This is a genomic window from Aminobacter sp. J41 (assembly GCF_000526635.1).
Taxonomy (GTDB): Bacteria; Pseudomonadota; Alphaproteobacteria; order Rhizobiales; family Rhizobiaceae; genus Aerobium.
In genome coordinates, this window is sequence record NZ_JAGL01000014.1 from 43,314 (window position 1) to 61,932 (window position 18,619).

17 protein-coding genes are annotated in these 18,619 nt (G+C 65.8%); 8 read left to right on the plus strand and 9 right to left on the minus strand.

Going from position 1 to position 18,619, the window contains the following annotated elements; all coding sequences use genetic code 11:
- Positions 1–275: 275 nt before the first annotated feature.
- The 3 genes from L630_RS0111330 to dctP all read right to left on the minus strand — a co-directional run bounded on the left by L630_RS0111330 (position 276) and on the right by dctP (position 3,231).
- Positions 276–1,583: a TRAP transporter large permease gene (locus L630_RS0111330; protein ID WP_024848370.1), complete on the minus strand. Its 1,308-nt coding sequence runs from the start codon at positions 1,581–1,583 to the stop codon at positions 276–278.
- Positions 1,580–2,131: a TRAP transporter small permease gene (locus tag L630_RS0111335; protein ID WP_024848371.1), complete on the minus strand. Its 552-nt coding sequence runs from the start codon at positions 2,129–2,131 to the stop codon at positions 1,580–1,582. The genes L630_RS0111330 and L630_RS0111335 overlap by 4 nt, the downstream gene beginning before the upstream one ends.
- 101 nt (positions 2,132–2,232) lie before the next feature.
- On the minus strand, positions 2,233–3,231 hold the full coding sequence (dctP, locus tag L630_RS0111340; protein ID WP_024848372.1) for a TRAP transporter substrate-binding protein DctP: 999 nt from the start codon (positions 3,229–3,231) through the stop codon (positions 2,233–2,235).
- 184 nt (positions 3,232–3,415) lie between these two features.
- Here dctP and L630_RS0111345 point away from each other — a divergent pair, with 184 nt between their 5' ends.
- Complete coding sequence (locus L630_RS0111345; RefSeq protein ID WP_024848373.1) at positions 3,416–4,210, plus strand: DeoR/GlpR family DNA-binding transcription regulator; 795 nt, start codon at positions 3,416–3,418, stop codon at positions 4,208–4,210.
- A gap of 102 nt (positions 4,211–4,312) precedes the next feature.
- Positions 4,313–5,554: an FAD-dependent oxidoreductase gene (locus L630_RS0111350; protein ID WP_024848374.1), complete on the plus strand. Its 1,242-nt coding sequence runs from the start codon at positions 4,313–4,315 to the stop codon at positions 5,552–5,554.
- Positions 5,555–5,608: 54 nt separating this feature from the next.
- Here the strand turns inward: L630_RS0111350 and L630_RS0111355 are convergent, their stop codons facing one another.
- From L630_RS0111355 to L630_RS0111380, 6 genes are all read right to left on the minus strand, one after another.
- Complete coding sequence (locus tag L630_RS0111355; protein ID WP_024848375.1) at positions 5,609–6,589, minus strand: threonine/serine dehydratase; 981 nt, start codon at positions 6,587–6,589, stop codon at positions 5,609–5,611.
- 314 nt (positions 6,590–6,903) lie between these two features.
- On the minus strand, positions 6,904–7,608 hold the full coding sequence (locus L630_RS0111360) for an amino acid ABC transporter permease (RefSeq protein WP_024848376.1): 705 nt from the start codon (positions 7,606–7,608) through the stop codon (positions 6,904–6,906).
- On the minus strand, positions 7,605–8,387 hold the full coding sequence (locus tag L630_RS0111365; RefSeq protein WP_024848377.1) for an amino acid ABC transporter ATP-binding protein: 783 nt from the start codon (positions 8,385–8,387) through the stop codon (positions 7,605–7,607). The genes L630_RS0111360 and L630_RS0111365 overlap by 4 nt, the downstream gene beginning before the upstream one ends.
- 27 nt (positions 8,388–8,414) lie before the next feature.
- Positions 8,415–9,197 carry a transporter substrate-binding domain-containing protein gene (locus L630_RS0111370; protein ID WP_024848378.1) on the minus strand — a complete coding sequence of 261 codons (783 nt, stop codon included), beginning with the start codon at positions 9,195–9,197 and terminating at the stop codon, positions 8,415–8,417.
- The gene (locus L630_RS0111375) at positions 9,178–11,265 is read right to left on the minus strand and encodes a hydantoinase/oxoprolinase family protein (protein ID WP_024848379.1); all 2,088 of its coding nucleotides are present in this window, start codon (positions 11,263–11,265) and stop codon (positions 9,178–9,180) included. Before L630_RS0111375 ends, L630_RS0111370 begins: the two co-directional genes overlap by 20 nt.
- Before the next feature lie 2 nt (positions 11,266–11,267).
- Positions 11,268–12,953, minus strand: a complete 1,686-nt coding sequence (locus tag L630_RS0111380) for a hydantoinase B/oxoprolinase family protein (RefSeq protein WP_024848380.1) — start codon at positions 12,951–12,953, stop codon at positions 11,268–11,270.
- 80 nt (positions 12,954–13,033) lie between these two features.
- On the opposite strand from L630_RS0111380, the gene L630_RS0111385 reads away from it, so the two are divergent.
- The 6 genes from L630_RS0111385 to L630_RS0111410 all read left to right on the plus strand — a co-directional run bounded on the left by L630_RS0111385 (position 13,034) and on the right by L630_RS0111410 (position 18,595).
- Positions 13,034–13,804, plus strand: a complete 771-nt coding sequence (locus tag L630_RS0111385) for an IclR family transcriptional regulator (protein WP_024848381.1) — start codon at positions 13,034–13,036, stop codon at positions 13,802–13,804.
- 135 nt (positions 13,805–13,939) lie between these two features.
- On the plus strand, positions 13,940–14,635 hold the full coding sequence (locus L630_RS0111390; RefSeq protein ID WP_024848382.1) for a GntR family transcriptional regulator: 696 nt from the start codon (positions 13,940–13,942) through the stop codon (positions 14,633–14,635).
- Between the two features lie 44 nt (positions 14,636–14,679).
- Complete coding sequence (locus tag L630_RS0111395) at positions 14,680–15,657, plus strand: TRAP transporter substrate-binding protein (RefSeq protein WP_024848383.1); 978 nt, start codon at positions 14,680–14,682, stop codon at positions 15,655–15,657.
- 84 nt (positions 15,658–15,741) lie between these two features.
- On the plus strand, positions 15,742–16,248 hold the full coding sequence (locus L630_RS0111400) for a TRAP transporter small permease (protein ID WP_024848384.1): 507 nt from the start codon (positions 15,742–15,744) through the stop codon (positions 16,246–16,248).
- A gap of 3 nt (positions 16,249–16,251) precedes the next feature.
- Entirely contained in the window at positions 16,252–17,532 is a 1,281-nt protein-coding gene (locus L630_RS0111405) for a TRAP transporter large permease (protein WP_024848385.1), read from the plus strand.
- A gap of 10 nt (positions 17,533–17,542) precedes the next feature.
- The gene (locus tag L630_RS0111410) at positions 17,543–18,595 is read left to right on the plus strand and encodes an L-idonate 5-dehydrogenase (RefSeq protein WP_024848386.1); all 1,053 of its coding nucleotides are present in this window, start codon (positions 17,543–17,545) and stop codon (positions 18,593–18,595) included.
- Positions 18,596–18,619: the final 24 nt, after the last annotated feature.

The window sequence follows — 18,619 nt, forward strand, 5'->3', positions numbered from 1 at the left end:
GCGCCCACCATGGCTCGATCCAGTCTCCACCGCAGCCAAACAAAAACCGGCGAGGAGCCATTCCTCGCCGGTATTGGACCGTTCGCCCTTCGTGCAGACAGCGCTGATTGCCTTGCGCCGCAACGCCAGGGACGTTGCACGGACAGAGCCGGGAGCCATGCGCTGATAGCGCTCGCAACCCTCGGCTCACAGCGCCGGGATCATTGCGCTAACAGCGTGGGGAGCTTCTTGCAGAGAGCGCGGGGAGGTCGTTTCCCCGCGCCCGAGAGGAAACCCTAGTTCAGCCCCAGCACCCAGCGCGGCAGGGTGAGCGAGAGTTCCGGGATGAAGGTAACCAGCAGCACAACCGGCAGGTAGGCGCCGAGGACGAAGACCAGCGCGGGCTTCATCATGTAGCCGACGGGTGCCTTGCCGATCAGCGCCGCGAAGTAGAGGATCGGCGCCGTCGGCGGGGTGATCAGGCCCATGCCGAGATTGACGGCGATGATCGCCGCGAACTGGATCGGATCGACGCCCACCTTCAGCATCAGCGGCATCAGCAACGGCGAGGCAAGCAGGATGCCGCTCGCGTCGTCCATGAACATGCCGACGATCGCCAGGAACACGTTCGCCATGAGCAGCAGGATGATCGGGTTTTCGCTGACCGACAGGAACACCGACAGCATCTGCTGCGGCACGTTCTCCATCGTCCAGATGCGGGCAAGCATCGAGGCAAAGAAGATCATCAGCAAAAGCACGCCGGTGATCTGGCCTGCGCGCCAGATCACATTGCCGAGCTCGCGCCAGTTGAGATCCTTGTAGACGAACAGGCCGATGGGGATAGCGTAGAGCACGGCCACGGCCGCGGCTTCCGTCGGCGTGGTCACGCCACCATAGATGCAGCCGAGAATGACCACGGGCATCAGGAGCGCCAGCGTCGCGTGGCGCACGCGGCCGAAAAACTCGACGGCCACCTGCTTCAGCGGTGCGGGCTCCGGACGGATGATCGGCATGTTGCGCGTCAGCACGATGTTCCAAAACGCCATCAGGGCGATCAGCAGCAGCGCCGGAACGATCGGTGCGAGGAAGCAGGCAAGGATCGAGGTTCCCGTCACCCAGCCGAACAGGATCATCGAGGCGCTCGGCGGAATGAGCAGCGCGAGCACCGCCGACACGGCGACCAGCGTCGAGGCATAAGCGCGATCATAGCCGCGCTCGACCATGCGCGGCACCATGATGGTGCCGATCGCGGCAACGGCGGACGAGGCCATGCCGGAGATCGCGCCGAAGATCGCCGTCGTCACGATGACGACGCCGCCGAGCCCGAGCCTGGTGCGGCCGAACAGGGAGTCGGCGACGGCGACAAGGCGCTGCGCGATGCCGCCACGGCTCATCAGGCCGCCGGCAAGGATGAAGAGCGGAATGGCGACGATGACCAGGGAGCTGACCTTGGCGTAGCCGGTGCCGATCAGGAAGGCCGGAGCGCCGTAGTCGCCGAAGGTCATCAGCACGAGCACCGCGCCGGCAAAGCAGAGCGGAACGGGCACGCCGATCATCAGGAGCACGGTGAGAAGGAGCGCATCCAGCGCGACGAGCGTGCTCATTTGTCTTCTTCTCCGGAAAACAGGCTGCGGATCGTGCCGAAGGCTTCAACGGTCCAGTAAAGGGTCATCAGGGCGAGCGTGATCGGCATGATCACGTGCACCCAGGCAAGGACGATGCCGGTGTCCGGCGACGTGCTGCCGCGCCTGAGCGAAAAATTGAAGTAGTCCCACGCCCAGACCGTCATCCAGCCGGCGATGACGACCGTGAGCACCGACGCCAGCACCTTCATGAAGCGGTTGACGGGACCGCGCGGTGCAAACAGCTCGACGAGGCTCGCCGAGATGTGGCCGCGTTCCCACGCGCCATGGGCCGAGCCGATGAAATACATCCACACGGCGGAGAAGCAGGCGATCTCCTCGATGCCGAGGATGCTGATGCCCATCACGTAGCGGGTGAAGACCTGCAGGCAGATGAGCAGTGTCAGCGCGACACCGCACACGACCAGAAGGATGCGCTGCAACTGGAGCGTCGCGTTCCAGACGGAAAGAGCCGGACCGCCAAGCCAGCGCGGCGTGTTGACCTGCTCGGTTTCTTCTTGCTCGGACATGAAAAGCCCCGGCTGCTCGGACGAATGCACGCGGCAAGCGCGTCGGAGAAATGCGGCTGCCCCCGCGCCAGGCGGAGGCAGCCGGTTTGCCTCAGAAAGGCTTATTCGAGGCCGAGGCCAGCCTTCAGCTGTGCGTAGCCCTCATCGCCGAGCTCGCCGGCGATCTTCGGCCAGACGTCCTTGCGCACCACGTCGGCGAACCTCTCGAGCGTTGCGTCGTCGAAGGTGATGACGTTGGCGCCGAGCTTGCGGAACTCTTCGAGCGCCGCCTCGTCAGCCTGCTTCACCTCGACCCAGCGCTTGGCCGAAAGCTCCTGCACGACTTCGCGCAGGGTGTTCTGGTCTTCCTCGGAAAGCTTTGCAAGGCTGTCGTCGGAGATCAGGAACCAGTTCGCCTCGAAGTGGTCGTTGTACTGCACCCAGGTCTTGGTGATGTCCTTGAAGCTCTCGAGCGCCATCGCCGCGGTGCCGCCGACCTGACCGTCGACGATGCCGGTCTGCATGCCGGTGTAGAGCTCGGCCCACGGCAGCGTGCCGGTCGCAAAGCCGAGACGCTCGAGCAGCGCCTGGTGCGTCGCACCGCCCGGCCAGACGCGAACCTTCAGGTCGTGCTTGGCATCCGGGTTGCCCGCGTCGTTGACGTCCTTGGTAAAGCCCGCGCCGCCCATGCCCTCCCCATAGACGCCGAGCACGGTGACGTTCATTTCCCTGGTCGCGCCGTTGATGATCTCGAACACGGCGCCGCCCGGCTTGTGCATTTCCTCGGCGCTCTCGTAGTTGGAGAACGCGTACGGGAACCAGGTGATGGCGACGCGCTTGTCGTCGAGCGCCGGCACCGGCTGCAGCGCCATGTCGACGACGCCCTGCATCAGCTGCTCATAGACCTCGGTGTAGTCGCCGAGCTGGTCGGACGGATAAACCTTGATGGTGACGCGGCCTTCGGTGCGCGCCTCGACTTCCTTCGCCAGCTCCTGGGCGGCGAGCTCACCCGGCGAGCCGGGGTGCTTCAGCGTCGAAAGACGAAGGGTTTCCGCATGTGCGGCAGAGCACAGCAGGGTTGCCAAGGCGGCAGTGGCCAGAACCTTGCGAGTAAAAGACATGGCGATCTCCAGCAGGAAGTAAGGAACTACACTGAAGCGGCCCCCCGGTTCCTCCCGTTTGGCCACCCTGAGGAGATTGAATGCCCACATGGTCAGTCAAGTCAACCGAATAAGTGGTTCTTGACCGTTTCGACCGGCGTGCTCCACAATTACCCTTGGGGAACCCAGAAGGTCGGACGGCAACATGGAACAACAGACTTCGGCGGAACGGGCATCGGTGAGGGCGCGGCAGCTGGCAATCCTGGAGAGGCTGTCGAGAGAAGGGAAGGTCACCGTCGTCGAACTCGCCGACTGGCTCGGCACGTCGCGCGAGACGGTACGCCGCGATCTTACCGCCCTTGCCGAACACGGCCTGTTGCGAAAGGTGCATGGCGGCGCGGTGCCGCTGCAATCGGCGCAGGAAGACCCTTTCCACTCGCGGCTTGAGCTCAACCGGGACGCCAAGCGCCGCATCGGCGAGCGCGCCGCCGAGCTATTCAACAGCGGCGACAGCCTCCTGGTGGATTCCGGCTCGACGACGATCCTGTTTGCCGAGGCGCTGTCCCGCAAGAGCGGCCTGACCATCATCACCAACTCGCAGCACGTCGCCCACGCCGCCAGCAAGGGCCCGGGCGAAAACAACGTGTTTCTGCTGGGCGGACACTATTATCCGGAAGGCGCGGAAACGCTCGGGCCGATCACCAACGACCAGATTCAGGCACTCAGCGCCGACCATGCGGTCCTCACCGTTGGCGCGGTGGATAATATCGGCCGCTTCATGGACTTCATGGCCGAGGCTGCTTACACAGCACGCGCGATGATCGCCCGCGCCCGCCAGGTCACGGTGCTGATCGACAGCTCCAAGATTGAAAAGGCTGCGCTTTTTCAGGTTTGCGCGGCCGACCAGGTGTCGCGCGTCGTCACCGACGCGCCGCTTCCCGCCGCGGTGATGACCAGCTTGGCCAGCGCGGGGGTCGAGTTCATCGTCGCCGAGAAGTGAATGCGGCATTCCCCGGTGTGAAGTTGGGGATTGACACCCTGACCGTTCAGTCATTGATAGTGGGCTCAAGCGACCGTTCGGTCATCAGCACGAGCTCACACCATGGCATCACAAATTCGCACTGAAACGGCAATCATCGGCGCCGGCATCGTCGGCCTGTCCTGCGCCCTCCGCCTTGCCGAGGCAGGCCACGACGTCACGATGATCGACCCGGCCGCGCCCGGCTCCGGCGCGTCCTACGGCAACGCATCGTCGATTTCGCCGCATGCCATCGGCCCGGTGGGTTCGCCCGCGGTGCTGAAGAACCTGCCGAACCTGCTCTTCAATCGCGAGAGCCCGCTGTCGATCCGGCTGCCCTACCTGCCGCTGCTGGCGCCCTGGCTGCTGCGCTTTACCGCCCAGTGCCTGCCGCAGGCCTATGAGCGCAATCTGCGCGCGATGGCCGAGCTGCAGACCCAGTCGAAGGCGGCCTGGTACGACCTGGCCGAGCGAGCGCCGCTGCGCGACCTCTTCATCGAGCGCGGCGTTCTTTATGCTTATGCCAACCAGGCAGCGTTCAGCGCCGCGCAAAAGGACGTCGCCCTGCGCCGCAGCTATGGCATCGAACAGAACGTGCTGACCCCGACGGAAGTGAAGGAGCTGGAGCCGAACCTTCCGGCCTGCGCCGGCGCCGTGCATCACGCAGGCAGCATCCATCTGAGCGATCCGGGCCTCGCCACCCAGCGCCTTGCGATTGCCGCCACCGAGCGCGGCGCGCGGCTCTTGACCGCCCGCGTCGACGGGCTTGTCCGCGAGAAGGACGGCGTTCGCCTTCACGCGCAGGACACCGTGATTCACGCCCGCCGCGTCATCATTGCCGCCGGCGCGCATTCGGCGGCGCTGGCGCGCCAGGCCGGAGATCGCATCCCGCTCGTTGCCCATCGCGGCTACCATGTCGAGTTCGACATGGAGGAGCTGCCAATCTCGCGCCCCGTCCACCGCACCCATCTCGGCTACTACATGACGCCGCTGGAAGGGCGGCTGCGCGCAGCGGGCACCGTCGAGCTTGCCTCGAACGAGGCCCCGCCATCGCAGCACCGCTTTGACCAGATCGAGCGCGGCACCCGCGAGACCTTTCCCGGCCTGCCGCCGGTTTCGCGGCGGTGGATGGGCCTGCGCCCGGCGCTGCCGGATTCGCTGCCGGTCATCGGCCCGTCGAGCGGCGGCGCCGACGTCATCTACGCCTTCGGCCACGGCCATGTCGGCATGACGCTCGGGCCAATCACGGCCCAGCTCATCATGGGGCTCATCCAGGGCAATACGGAGCCGGAAGTCCTGCGCCACTTCAGGCCCACTCGCTTCTAACCCGCCGGAGAACAGCGCCGCCGACGCATGAGGCTGCGGCGGCGTTTCAAGCCGTCATCGGCCTCCGCCTGCCGCCAGCGTTCTCGCGAAAAGCTCAGGGTCCACGTTGCCTCCGCTGGCAACGACGATGACGCTGTCGCCGGAGAGCTCTTGCCTGCGAAAGAGGGCGGCGGCGAGTGCGACGGCACCGCCGGGCTCGATCACCAGCTTGAGGTGGTTCGCGGCAAGCGCCATGGCCGCACGGACTTCGTCTTCCGTCACGGCAAAGCCTGTGCCGCACAGGCGCTTCATCACCGGGAAGGTGAGCTCGCCGGGCTTGGGTGTCACGATCGCGTCGCAGATGGTCGGCGCGTGGCCTTCGATGGCGAGGCGTTCGCCAGCTGCCAGCGAGCGTGCCGCGTCGTCATAATTTTGCGGCTCGCAAGTGTGGACGACGAAGCCCGGCGCCTTCTGCTCGAGCGCCAGCGCAATGCCCGCGGTGAGCCCGCCGCCGCCGCACGGCACCAGTACGTCGCACGCAAAAATGCCTTCTTCGCGCGCCTGCTCGGCGATCTCGAGGCCGACTGTGCCCTGGCCCGAAATCACCTGCTCGTCGTCGAACGGGCGGATCAGCGTCAGCCCGCGCTCGCGCGACAGCTTTTCGCCGATCGCATCGCGATCCTCGGTGTAGCGGTCATAGGTCACGATCTCGGCGCCATAGGCCCTGGTGTTTTCGAGCTTCGGCAGCGGCGCATCGCTCGGCATGACGATGAGCGCCGGGATGCCGTGCATCTTCGCCGCGAGCGCCACGCCCTGCGCGTGATTGCCGGAGGAAAAGGCGATCACGCCGCGCCGGCGCTGTTCCTCGGGAAGCGCGGAGATCGCCGACCAGCCGCCGCGGAACTTGAACGAACCGGTAAGCTGCAGGCACTCGGCCTTGACGTAGACGCGCCGTCCCGCGAGCGCGTCGAGCAGTGGCGCGCGCAACAGCGGCGTCCGCCGCGCCTTCCCGGCGAGCCTTCCCGCCGCTGCCTCAATCATCGAAAAATCAACCATTGTGGTTCCCCGGGTGCGACAGACCTGTTCATCTTTCGGGGGGACCTTACACGGTTTGGCGCGGGGCTGCTCCATCAACCCGGAGCCGGCCGGACGTTGCGCACAGCCCGAAAAGCGACAGGCGATGGCCGCTCGGCTGCATGTGCCTGCCTGGCATATATTAGTATCCACTTGTGGACTATGACGTGAGGGCAGGTGGCGGCTAGAAGCGCGGGGCTCAGGCAACGGGAGAGTGGGAATGGCATTAGCCTTTCCTGCTCGACCTGTCCTGCAGGAATGTCTGCCCCTGGAATCCTGTGCGGACTCTGCGCGCCCTACCGCCCGCTGCGGATGCCCATTGCGCGGTTCATCCGCGCCTCGATCTTCACCGTGATGAACTGCAGCACGATCACCAGCACCACGTAGACCAGCGCCGCGAGCACATAGGCGTCTAGGTTGCGGAAGGTGGAGGAGGCGATCATCTGCGCGTTGCGCATCAACTCCGTCACGCCGATCACCGAGGCGAGCGACGTGCCCTTCAGGATGATGATGAACTCGCTGCAGAGCGGCGGGAAGGCGATGCGAAAGGCCTGCGGCAGGATGATCCGGCGCATTGCTTTCGGATAGGTCATGCCGATCGAGCGCGCGGCCTCCATCTGGTCGGCTGGCAGCGACAGGATCGAGGCGCGGATGATTTCCGCGACATAGGCGCCGGCATTGACGGCAAGTGCGAGCGTCGCGGCAATGAAGCGGTTGTCGAGCGGCGAGAACAGCGCGATCAGCGCCGGGCTCTCGCTCGCCATCGCCCAGGCCGGAATGCCGAAATAGACGATGTAGAGCAGCACCAGCGGCGGCACCGCGCGGAACACCGCGACATAGGCGAGCGTCAGATATTTCAGCACCGGGTTCGACGACAGCCGGCCGATCGCGACGAGCACGCCGATCACCAGCGCCCCGGCCATGGCGGCGGCGGTCAGCCCGAGCCCGACGAGCGCGCCCTGCAGGTAGAGCGGCAGATACTGGATCGCGAACTCGATCATTTGCCGAGGCTCGCTTCCAGAAACGCCGCAATGCGCGGGGAGGGGGGAGCGGTGAAAAACTGTTCGGTCGGAAGGTCGGCGTGGATGCGCCCGCCCTCCATGAAGACGATGCGGTCGGCCGCCTCGCGCGCAAAACGCAGCTCATGGGTGACCACCACCATCGTCCGGTCCTCGTCGGCAAGCTTTCGCATGACGGCAAGCACCTCCCCGACGAGCTCGGGATCGAGCGCCGAGGTGGCCTCATCGAACAGGAGCAGGATCGGCTCCATGCACAATGCGCGCGCGATGCCGACGCGCTGCTGCTGGCCGCCGGAAAGCTCGGCCGGATAGCAGCTGGCCTTGTCCGCAAGGCCGACGGATTCAAGAACGCGCAGCGCCAGCTCTTCAGCGGCGCCGCGCGTTCGGGCGAGAACCTGCACCTGGCCCTCGGTCAGGTTCTCTATTACGGTTTTGTGGGGAAAGAGGGCAAAGCGCTGGAACACCATGCCGATGCGCTGGCGCATCCGGGAAAGCTCGCGGTCGGACTGCATCTTCCGCCCGGAGGGTGCCTCGCGATAGCCGATCAGTTCCCCATCGACCCGGACCTCGCCCCGGTCGTACGGGACGAGGAAATTGATGCAGCGAAGAAGGGTCGTCTTGCCCGAGCCGCTCGGCCCGACGACGGCGACGGTCTCGCCACGGCGGACGGTGAGGCTGATGCCGGACAGCACCTCATTGGCGCCGAAGGACTTGTGAAGCCCGGCGATCTGAAGAACGGGTATGCCATCCGTCTCGGCCAATGAGGGACCCTTCCTGCCGGTCCCGTCTTACTGCGGGATCGCGCTGGCGTTGCCGAACCACTTGACGGCAATCGCATTCAGCGTGCCGTCGGCCTTCATGGCGGCGATCGCCTCGTTGATCTGCTTGAGGCCCTCGGTGTCTGCCTGGCGCAGCGCGACGCCGTTGAGCTTCACGTCCTCGGTCAGCGGCTTCTCGACCACTTCGAGCTTGCCGGCGAACTGGTTGGCGGCAATGTACTGGCCGTTGACGCTTTCGACCACGACCACGTCGATGCGGCCGAGCATCAGATCGTTGTAGGCATCGACGACGGTGTTGTAGGTGGCAACGTTGGCGCCCTCGACGCCCTCGACCACGGTCGCGGCGGAGGTGGCTCCCTGAACGCCGACGCGGAGCGTCTTCAGGTCGTCAAGCGTGACGTCCTTCTTCTCGGCGCCGGCCTTCACGACCGCCATGATCGTCTGCTGCATGATCGGATCGGAGAAGGCGACGACCTTCTTGCGCTCGTCGGTGATCACCATGTTGGTGACGGCGTCGATCTTCTTTGCCTGCAGCGCCGGGATGATGCCGTCCCAGGCCATGCCCTCGTACTTGACCGGGATGTCGAGGTGCTTGCCGAGCTCCTCGACGAAGTCGACGTCGAAGCCGACCAGCTTGCCGCTCTCGTCCTGGAACGAGATCGGGCGGAAATGCGGGTCGGCGCCGGCGGTGAAAGACGTGAACTTTTCCTGCGCGTGCGCCGGCGCGGCCATTGCGGCGGCGATCAGGCAGGCGCCGGCAAGTCCGGCCAGTTTACGAAGTACCGAGTTCATGTCTTTCGTTCCCATTGATAGTGTTGTGCACCGGCGCGGCCAGCGTGACCATGATGGCCCGCGAGCCTGCCAGAACCTCGATTTCGTCGGCCGGCCCCACCACCGTTACCGAGTCGAACTGTTCGATGACCAGCGGCCCGGTCGCCTTCCAGCCGGACGGAAGATCCTCACGGCTGTAGACCGGGCATTCGGTCTCATTGTGTTCATCCAGCCATATTTTTCGCGTCGCGACCGGACGCGGCTCACTGTTCGACGCAGCTTCCTTAAGGGAAGCGAATTCAGCGCGTTGGCGGCTGATCTTGAGGCGCAGATTGACGAGTTCGACGGGCGCCGTGTCGGAGGCATGGCCGTAGCGCTTGCGGTGCTCGGCAATGAAGCGCAGGCGGGCGTCCTCGAGACCTGCAAGGTCGGCGCGGCCAAGCGGCACGGTGATCGTGTGCGACTGGCCGACATAGCGAAGATCGACCTGCCAGCGCGAGGCAAGTTCATCTTCGGCAAAGCCATCGGCGACGATGCGCCCGATGAGCTGGCCGGAGAGCTCGCCGGTAATGCCCGCGAATTCGTCGGCGGGGATCGTGCCGATCTGCTTCAGCCAGGTGCGCTGGGCGTCATAGGCGATGTCGACGCTGGCGATGCCATGCGCGGAGAAGACGCCGCAATAATAGGGGACCAGCACCTGCGGGATCGACAGCGCGCGGGCGACATCCAGCGCATGCAGCGCGCCGGCGCCGCCGAAGGCGACGAGCAGCATCTTTCTCGGGTCATCGCCGCGCTCGGTCGAGATCGCGCGCACGGCGCGAACTATATTGGCGGCGGTGACGCGCAGCACGCCGTGGGCGGCGCGCTGCCAGTTGGTGCCGAGCGGCCCGGCGAGTTCCTTCTCGATCGCGGCAATCGCGGCGGCGCGGTCGAGCGGAAATTGCCCGCCCAGCATGCTGCGCTCGCCGATGCGGCCAAGCGCGATGTGCGCGTCGGACACGGTCGGCTGCGTGCCGCCATTGCCATAGGCGACGGGACCGGGCTCCGAGCCTGCGCTGCGCGGGCCGACCTTGAGCAGACCGGTGGCATCGATATGCGCGATCGAGCCGCCGCCAGCACCGATCGTCTCAATCTCGGCAGAGGCAATCGCTACCGGATAGCCGCCGATGACGCGCTCGTCGGTGACGGTGATCTCGCAGTCGTGCAGCACGGCGAGATCCGAGCTGGTGCCGCCGACGTCGAGCGTCAGTACCGACTTGAAGCCGTGCTCAAGCGCGAGCTCGCGCGTGCCGACGACGCCGCCAGCCGGGCCGGACATGGCGCACTTGATCGGGAAACGGCCGGCTTCCTCGAAGGTCAGGCAGCCTCCGGCCGAACCCATGATATAGGTTTTTGCGATGCCGCCGTCATTGACCTGCTTCAGGCCATCGAGGAAGCGGGACATCACCGGAATGGAAGCGGCGTTGAGCGCCGTCGCCGCGGTGCGCTCGTATTCGCGGAAGACGGGCAGAACTTCCGAGGAGATCGACACCGGCACGCCAAGGCTTTCGAGGCGCTCGCGCGCGGCCTTTTCATGGGCGGCGTCGACATAGGAATAGAGGAAGCTGACCGCGACCGCCTCGACGTTCTCGGCGCGCAACGTTTCCACCACGCGGTCGACCGCCTCGATGTCGAGCGGCTTCAGCACCTCGCCGGTGTGGTCGAGACGCTCGGGAATGTCGAAGCGCAGATTGCGCGGCGAGACGACCGGCGCGCGGCGCTTGTGCAGGTCATAGGAGGAGGGGCGCGTCATGCGCGCGATTTCCAGCACGTCGCGGAAACCTTCGGTGGTCAGCACCGCGGTGCGCGCGAGCTGGCCCTCGAGCAGGGCGTTGGTGACGACGGTGGTGCCGACGACCAGCGACTGGATGTCGGAGAGCGTTGCGCCCATTTCGCCGGCGAGCGAGCGGAGAGCCGCGAAGATGTCCTCGCCCTGGCGGCCCTTGCGGTGCAGCACCTTGGAGATGCGGGTTTCGCCCGAAACGGGATTGGCGAGCACGATGTCGATGAAGGTGCCGCCGACGTCGGCTGCTGCGAGAAGGTGTGCCATGCTCACGCCCTCCCGGCGGCCGCGCGCCGCATGCCATAGCCGAACAGTTCGTCCTCGGCCGTGAGGGCAGGGGAGCGTTCCGCCGCCTTGCCATAGCCGCCGCCGCCCGCCGTTTCGATGGTGACGAGCGAGTTGGCGTCGACCGAGGCTGCGGTAAAGCGCTTCACGTCCTGAACGCGGCCATCGGCGTGCTCAATGGTTGCGTGGGTCGGGCGGCCCGGCTCGCCGCCATAAAGGCCGCTCGGGCCGTTCGACGGCATGCTGATCTGGAACGAGCAGCGCACGGGCGCGAGCATGCGGAAGGCGCGGCGCAGGCCGAAGCCGCCGCGGAATTTGCCATCGCCGGCCGAGCCCTCGACCAGCTCATAACGTTCGATGCGTACGGGAAGGCTGGTTTCCAGCACCTCGACCGGCGTGTCGTGCAGGTTCGCGACCGGCGGGATCATGCCGCTTTCGCCATCGGCCACGGCACTGGCGCCCGAGCCGCCGCCAAGCGCCTCACCATAGGCGAACAGCCGGTCCGTGCGCGGGTGAAAGCCGCCGAAGGAAAAGACGCCGCCGCCGCCGGTGCCAGCCAGCACCAGCTCCGGCACGATGTCGGCCAGCGCCGTCATCATCGCGTCAAAGGTGTGGTAGGAGACCTGCGTTGCCGCCGAGATCGCGCAAGGATAGCGCGGATTGACGATGGTGCCTTCCGGCGCCACCACGTCGATCAGCCGGTAGAGGCCGGCATTGGCCGCAATTCCTTCCGCAATCGAGATGCGGACTGCCATGTAGACGCTGGCGAGCGTGTTGGAAAAGCACGAATTGAACGGGCTCGGCGTGTGGCCGCCGGTGCCGGTGAAGTCGACGACGAGGCGGTCGTCCTTCTTCGAGACGGCAACGCGGATCGGAATGCCCTCGCCGCCAAAATCGGCATGAGCGAGACCTTCCCAGACGCGCTCGGGCAGGGCTTCGAGCCGCTTGCGGAACGCCTTTTCGGAGAGGCCGATGATCTGCGCGATCGCGAAGTGGAGGTCGGTGGCGCTGTGCTTTTGCGCCATTTCGTCGATGCGGTTCTGCGCGACGGTGACGGAGGCGATCTGCGCGCCGAGGTCGGCGCGGCGCTCTTCCGGCAGGCGGGAATTGGCGCAGATGATGCGTTCGATGCCTGCATTGAGCACGCCGCGGTCGACCAGCTTCACCGGCGGAATGCGCAGGCCTTCCTGAAAGATCTCGGTGGCATCCGCCGGCATCGAGCGCGGCGCCATGCCGCCGACGTCGGTGTGATGCGCCATCGAGGCGGCAAAGCCGACCAGTTCGCCGCCGACGAACAGCGGCCCCGCGACGATGAAGTCCGGCAGGTGGTTGGCGCCATGATACGGATCGTTCGCCAGGAACACGTCGCCCGGCTGCATCTGTGCAACGTCGAACTCGCGCAGGATGTGCAGCATCGCCTCAGCCATGACGCCGAGATGGATCGGAATGTGCTCGGCCTGCACCGCCATCTCGCCGTCGCGGCTGTAGAGGCAGCAGGAGCAGTCGCGCCGCTCCTTGATGTTGGGCGACTGGCTCGACCGGATCAGCCCCTCGGCCATTTCCTCGCAAACCGACTGCAGGCCGCTGCGGATCAATTCGATCTCGATAGCGTCCAGCGGGCTGGATGCTTCCTGCGCACGTGCTACAAGGTCGAGATCAGCGGTTCGCATGGTTAGTGCTGGCTTCCGGAGGCTGTAACCAGCATTAGGCCCGCTGCGACGCCACTTCAATGCAGGAATGGTTCACATATATGGACGCACAAGTCAAAAGCGCGGTCCGCATCCTCGAAATTCTTGAGCTGCTCGGGCGCGCAACGCGCCCGTTATCGCTGAAAAACATCATGGATGAGCTGGGATATCCGAAAAGCAGCACGCATCTGCTCATGCAGACGCTGGTGGAGCGCGGCTATGCCGTTCGCGATGATGAACACCGCTTTTCGCTGAACCCCGACCATCGCAACGGGCCGGGTTGGGTCACTGGCCCGCATGCGCGCCTGCTGCAGGTCGCCGCCCCGATCATCGAGAGCCTGCGCAACGCCACCGGCGAGACGATCATGCTTGGCGTTCTCAATCGTGACCTTCGCATGCAGACGATCAAGATCGCCGTCGGCCCGCAGGCAATCCGCTACGATTCGCCGCTTTCGGGCGGCAGCGTCCCGTCCTACTGCTCGGCGATGGGCCGGATGCTTTTGTCGGCGCGCCCGCAGCGCGACGTCGACCGCTATCTGTCGAGCGAGCGCATCATTTCCTACACGCCCTATACGGTGATCGACCGCGCGGCGATCCGCCAGCTGATCGCGCAGGCGGCGAAGGACGGCTACTCGATCTCCGACCAGGAGCTCGACATCGGCGGCTCGGGAATCTCCGCCCCTGTCTTCAATGCCGCCGGCGAAGTCTTCGCCGCGCTCAACGTCGCCGCCGTTTCCAGCCGCTTCGTCTTCAACCGCGACAGCTACATCGAGGAAGTCGTCGCCCACGCGAAGGAACTGAGCGACCGCCTCGCCCAGCCGCTGGCCGGGTGAGCCGCAGAGAAGGCAAGGGCAGGGCGGTCCCTCTCCTGTCCTTCACCGCATCGTCCGCCGCCTCCACCACGCGCCACCCTCCCGTAGTTGACTAGTATGGCAGTGTGCTTCATGGTTTGATCCGAGGAGCGCGAGATGCACGACGTGATGCGAAGGGGATGGACGCTTGACCAGGGGGCGCCGCTGGCGCCGCAGCTCTACCGCATCCTGCGCCAGCGCATCATTTCTGCTGACCTCACCCCTGGCTCGCGCATCTCCGAAGCCGAAATCGCCGCAACCTATGCGCTGAGCCGCCAGCCGGTGCGCGAGGCCTTCATCAAGCTCGCCGAGGACGGCCTGCTGGAAGTGCGCCCGCAGCGTGGCACTTACGTCCGCAAGATCTCGACCGCCGCCGTCAAGGACGTGCGCTTCGTGCGCGAGGCGATCGAGGCTGACATCGTCGCCCTTCTGGCCGACAATCCCGACCCCGCGCTGGTGCGCGAGCTGGAAAGCCAGCTGCGCGAGCAAAAGGAAGTCGCCGAGAGCGAGGCGAGCCGCTTCATCGTGCTTGACGAACGTTTCCACCGCACGCTCGCCGAAGCTGCCGGCAAGGCCTACGCCTGGAAGGTGATCGAACAGGTGAAGGGCCAGATGGACCGGGTGCGGTATCTGAGCGCCCTGCAGTTCCCGATGCGCGACCTCGTCGCCCAGCACTCCGACATCGTCCGCGCCATCGCCCGCGGCGATCCGGGCGCAGCGTCAGCCGCCATGCGCGTGCATTTGCGAAAGATCCTCACCGATCTTCCGGCAGTCGCCGCGGCGCGGCCGGACTTCTTCGATACCGGCACCTGAAACTGCCGAAACCTGAAATGTCACAACCCCAGGGAGGAAAGGTAATGCGACACTTCAGCAGACTGACGAAAGTGATGATCGCCGGCGTCGCCGGCCTGATGCTCGCGGGCCAGGCGATGGCACAGGAGCTGACGCTCAAGCTCGGCCACCTCGCCAACGAGCAGAACTCCTGGCACAAGGCCTCGCTCAAGTTCGGCGAGGAGCTGAAGACCCTCACCAATGGCCGCATCGCTGTCGAGGTCTATCCCAACGACTCGCTCGGCCGCGAGATGGACCTCATCAACGGCATGCAGCTCGGCACCGTCGAAATGACGATCACCGGCGAGAGCCTGCAGAACTGGGCGCCGATGGCAGCGCTGCTGGCGCTGCCCTACGCCTACAAGTCGCTCGAGGACATGGACGCGATCGCCGGAGGAGAGCTCGGCAAGAAGATCGAGGCCGAGATCATTGAAAAGGCGCAGGTTCGCCCGATCGCCTACTTCGCCCGTGGCCCGCGCAACCTGACGTCCAATCGCGCGATCACGTCGCCGGCTGAGCTCAACCGCCTGCGCATGCGCGTGCCGAACGTGCCGCTGTTTGTCGACGTGTGGACCGCGCTCGGCGCGCAGCCGACGCCGATGGCGTTCTCGGAAGTGTTCACCGCCCTGCAGAACGGCACCATCGAGGGCCAGGAGAACCCGCTGGCGCTGATCCAGTCGGCCTCGTTCAACGAGGTGCAGAGCCACGTGAACCTCACCGAGCACGTCCGCTCATGGATCTACCTCACCATCGCCGAGCAGGTCTGGCAGAAGCTGTCCGAGGAGGACAAGGGCCACGTGATGGAGGCGGCCAAGCGCGCGCAGGAATTCGAGCGCCAGCAGTTCCTGCAGGATGAGGACGCAATCCGCGCCGACCTCGAAAAGAAGGGCATGACCTTCGTCGAGGTCGACCAGATGGCCTTCGCCGATGCCGCGCGCCAGCCGGTGATCGACAGCGTCTCCGAGGAGCTGCGCCCGATCGTCGAGGAAATCTTCAACCGCTGACGGCGGCACAAAACCGCTCCAGCTGAAACCTGCGGCGGCGCAGCCCGTGCTGCGCCGCGCCAGCGATGAAGGGCACCACCTGCCATGCGCGCACTGGCCTTGTTTACCAGGCTCATCTCTTCGCTCAGCCGGCTCGGCGTCGGGCTCGCGTTTTCGCTGCTGATCGTCGTCGTGACGATCCAGATCGTGACGCGCAGCTTCGGCTTCCACTCGCCGGTCTGGACCGAGGAGGCCTCCCGCTACCTGCTGCTCTACATGACCGCCTTCGGCGTCGGCCTGTCGCTGCTGACGGGCGAGTTCGTCAATGTGGACCTGTTGCAGGAATCCTTGTCGGAGCGCACATCGTGGTGGATGCGGCTCTTTGCCAACATCCTCACGGCAGTGATGGGTGCCGTGATGATCTTACCCGCCTGGCGCTTCACCGCGATTGGCGCCATGCAACGCTCGCCCAGCCTGCGCTGGTCGATGGACTACATCCACGCCAGCGTTCTCGTCCTGGCGATCCTGCTGTTCCTGTTCGCCATGACCCGCGTCATCGGCATGCTTGCCGGTCTTGATGACGGCCGCCCTCGGCCGACGGAGGAAAACTAACCGATGGATCTCTTCCTTCTCGTCGTCACCTTCGCTGCCACCCTCGCGCTCGGCGCGCCGGTCGCGGTGTGCCTGGGGCTGTCGTCGCTTGCCTACATCCTCGCCGCGGGCCTGCCGGTCGTCATCATCCCGCAGCGCATGTATGCGGGCATGGACGTCTTCGTGCTCCTGTGCATTCCCGGCTTCATTCTCGCCGGTAACCTGATGAATTTCGGCGGTGTCACCGAGCGCATCATCCGCTTCGCCAATGCGCTGGTCGGCTGGATGCGCGGCGGGCTCGCCATGGCGAACGTCGCCGACTCGATGATGTTCGGCGGCATTTCCGGCACCGCCGTCGCCGACGTCGCCGCCACCGGCTCGGTGATGATCCCCGGCATGAAGAAGTCGGGCTATCCGGCCGACTTCTCCGCCGCCATCACCGCCGCCTCATCGACCGTCGGGCCTATGATCCCGCCGAGCGTGCCGATGATCATCGTCGGCGCGCTCTCCGGCATGTCGGTCGGCCAGCTGTTTCTCGCCGGTGCCGTGCCCGGCGTGCTGATGGGCATCGGCATGGGCATCACCTGCTATGTGCTCGCCGTGCGCCGCAACTATCCGCGTCAGCCCTGGCAGGGGGTAAGCGAGCTGATCGCCTCGTTCTTCTCCGCCTTCTGGGCGCTCGCCATGATTGGCCTCATCATCGGCGGCCTGATGTCGGGCATCGCCACACCCACCGAGACCGCGATCGTCGCCTGCATCTACGCCTTCATCGTCGGCGCCTTCGTCTACCGCGAACTGCCGATCCGCGCCGTGCCGAAAATCATCGTCAACAGCGCGGTCTCGTCCGCCGGCATCCTCGCCCTCGTCGGCTTTGCCAACGTGTTCGGCTCGATCCTTGCCTCCGAGCGCATCCCGCAGATGCTGGTGAACGCGGTGCTGTCGGTCACCGACAACAAGTACCTCGTCATCCTGCTCGTCAACTGCCTGCTGCTCATCGTCGGCATGTTCATGGAGACGATTGCGGCGCTCATAATCCTGTTCGTGCCGCTGCTGACGCTGGCGACCAGCGTCGGCATCGACCCGCTTCATTTCGCGACCTTCGCGGTGCTGAACCTGATGATCGGCCTGTGCACGCCGCCGATCGGCGTGTGCCTGTTCGTGGCGGCCAATATCGCGCGCATTCCGCTGATGCCGGTGATCCGGGCGGTACTCCCGTTCCTGATTTCCAACATCATCGTGCTGTTGCTGGTATCCTACTATCCGCCCTTCGCCACATGGCTGCCGACGACGCTGATGGGAAACTAAGGAGGAGCCGATGAAGACCCGTGTCTGCAGGCTCTATGGCCAGCGCGAGCTGCGCGTCGAGGAAATGGACGTGGCCGCGCCGGGGCCCGGCGAGGTGCTGGTCGCGATCGGGGCAGGGGGGATCTGCGGCTCGGACCTTCACTATTTCCAGGACGGCGGCTTCGGGCCGATCCGGGTGCGCGAGCCGATCATTTTGGGCCACGAGATCGCCGGCACGGTGCAGGCGGTGGGGGAGGGCGTCGATCGCGTCTTCCCGGGCGACCGCGTAGCGGTAAACCCGTCGCGGCCCTGCAACGACTGCCGCTTCTGCCGCGAGGGGCTGCGCCAGCATTGCCTCAACATGCGCTTCTTCGGCTCCGCGCTGCGCTTCCCGCACGAGCAGGGCGGGTTTCGCGATCTCCTGGTCGCGCAAGACTTTCAGTGCGAAAGGATCGGGCCGCGGACGAGCCTGGCGGAAGCCGCGGTCGCCGAGCCGTTTGCCGTTTGCCTGCATGCCCGCAGCCGCGCCGGCGACCTGTCGGGCAAGAGCGTGCTGGTGACCGGCGCCGGGCCGATCGGCGCGCTGGTGACGGCAGCCGCCGCGCATGCGGGGGCTGCCGAGATCGTCGTCACCGACCTGCAGGACGCAGCGCTCGCAATCGCCTCGCGCATGGGCGCGACCACGACCGTCAATGTCGCGGCCAACCCCGACCTCCTCGATCGGTACAAGGCCGAAAAGGGCCAGTTCGACCTGGCTTTCGAATGTTCGGCGGCGGCACCCGCGGTGCACACGGCAATCGAATGCGTGCGCCCGCAAGGCACGATCGTTCAGCTTGGCGTGGCCGGAGACCTGCCGGTACCCGTCAACATGCTGGTCGGCAAGGAGATCAACCTGATCGGCTCGCACCGCTTCGACGCGGAGTTTGGCGAGGCAGTTCGGCTGATCGACAGCGGCGCGATCGACGTGAAGCCGATCATCACGGCGAGCTATCCGCTCGAAGATGCGCTCGCCGCCTTCGAGATCGCCGGCGACCGCTCCCGCGCCGTCAAGGTGCAGCTCACATTTGCGGAAACTGCCGCGTAAAGAATCGGCCGGGGCAGGCAGCCC

Excerpts from the sequence above, each read along its gene's own strand:
- L630_RS0111330 (WP_024848370.1), bottom strand. The coding sequence starts at position 1,583 with ATGAGCACGCTCGTCGCGCTGGATGCGCTCCTTCTCACCGTGCTCCTG.
- L630_RS0111335 (WP_024848371.1), bottom strand. The coding sequence starts at position 2,131 with ATGTCCGAGCAAGAAGAAACCGAGCAGGTCAACACGCCGCGCTGGCTT.
- dctP (WP_024848372.1), bottom strand. The coding sequence starts at position 3,231 with ATGTCTTTTACTCGCAAGGTTCTGGCCACTGCCGCCTTGGCAACCCTG.
- L630_RS0111345 (WP_024848373.1), top strand. The coding sequence starts at position 3,416 with ATGGAACAACAGACTTCGGCGGAACGGGCATCGGTGAGGGCGCGGCAG.
- L630_RS0111350 (WP_024848374.1), top strand. The coding sequence starts at position 4,313 with ATGGCATCACAAATTCGCACTGAAACGGCAATCATCGGCGCCGGCATC.
- L630_RS0111355 (WP_024848375.1), bottom strand. The coding sequence starts at position 6,589 with ATGGTTGATTTTTCGATGATTGAGGCAGCGGCGGGAAGGCTCGCCGGG.
- L630_RS0111360 (WP_024848376.1), bottom strand. The coding sequence starts at position 7,608 with ATGATCGAGTTCGCGATCCAGTATCTGCCGCTCTACCTGCAGGGCGCG.
- L630_RS0111370 (WP_024848378.1), bottom strand. The coding sequence starts at position 9,197 with ATGAACTCGGTACTTCGTAAACTGGCCGGACTTGCCGGCGCCTGCCTG.
- L630_RS0111375 (WP_024848379.1), bottom strand. The coding sequence starts at position 11,265 with ATGGCACACCTTCTCGCAGCAGCCGACGTCGGCGGCACCTTCATCGAC.
- L630_RS0111380 (WP_024848380.1), bottom strand. The coding sequence starts at position 12,953 with ATGCGAACCGCTGATCTCGACCTTGTAGCACGTGCGCAGGAAGCATCC.
- L630_RS0111385 (WP_024848381.1), top strand. The coding sequence starts at position 13,034 with ATGGACGCACAAGTCAAAAGCGCGGTCCGCATCCTCGAAATTCTTGAG.
- L630_RS0111390 (WP_024848382.1), top strand. The coding sequence starts at position 13,940 with ATGCACGACGTGATGCGAAGGGGATGGACGCTTGACCAGGGGGCGCCG.
- L630_RS0111395 (WP_024848383.1), top strand. The coding sequence starts at position 14,680 with ATGCGACACTTCAGCAGACTGACGAAAGTGATGATCGCCGGCGTCGCC.
- L630_RS0111400 (WP_024848384.1), top strand. The coding sequence starts at position 15,742 with ATGCGCGCACTGGCCTTGTTTACCAGGCTCATCTCTTCGCTCAGCCGG.
- L630_RS0111405 (WP_024848385.1), top strand. The coding sequence starts at position 16,252 with ATGGATCTCTTCCTTCTCGTCGTCACCTTCGCTGCCACCCTCGCGCTC.
- L630_RS0111410 (WP_024848386.1), top strand. The coding sequence starts at position 17,543 with ATGAAGACCCGTGTCTGCAGGCTCTATGGCCAGCGCGAGCTGCGCGTC.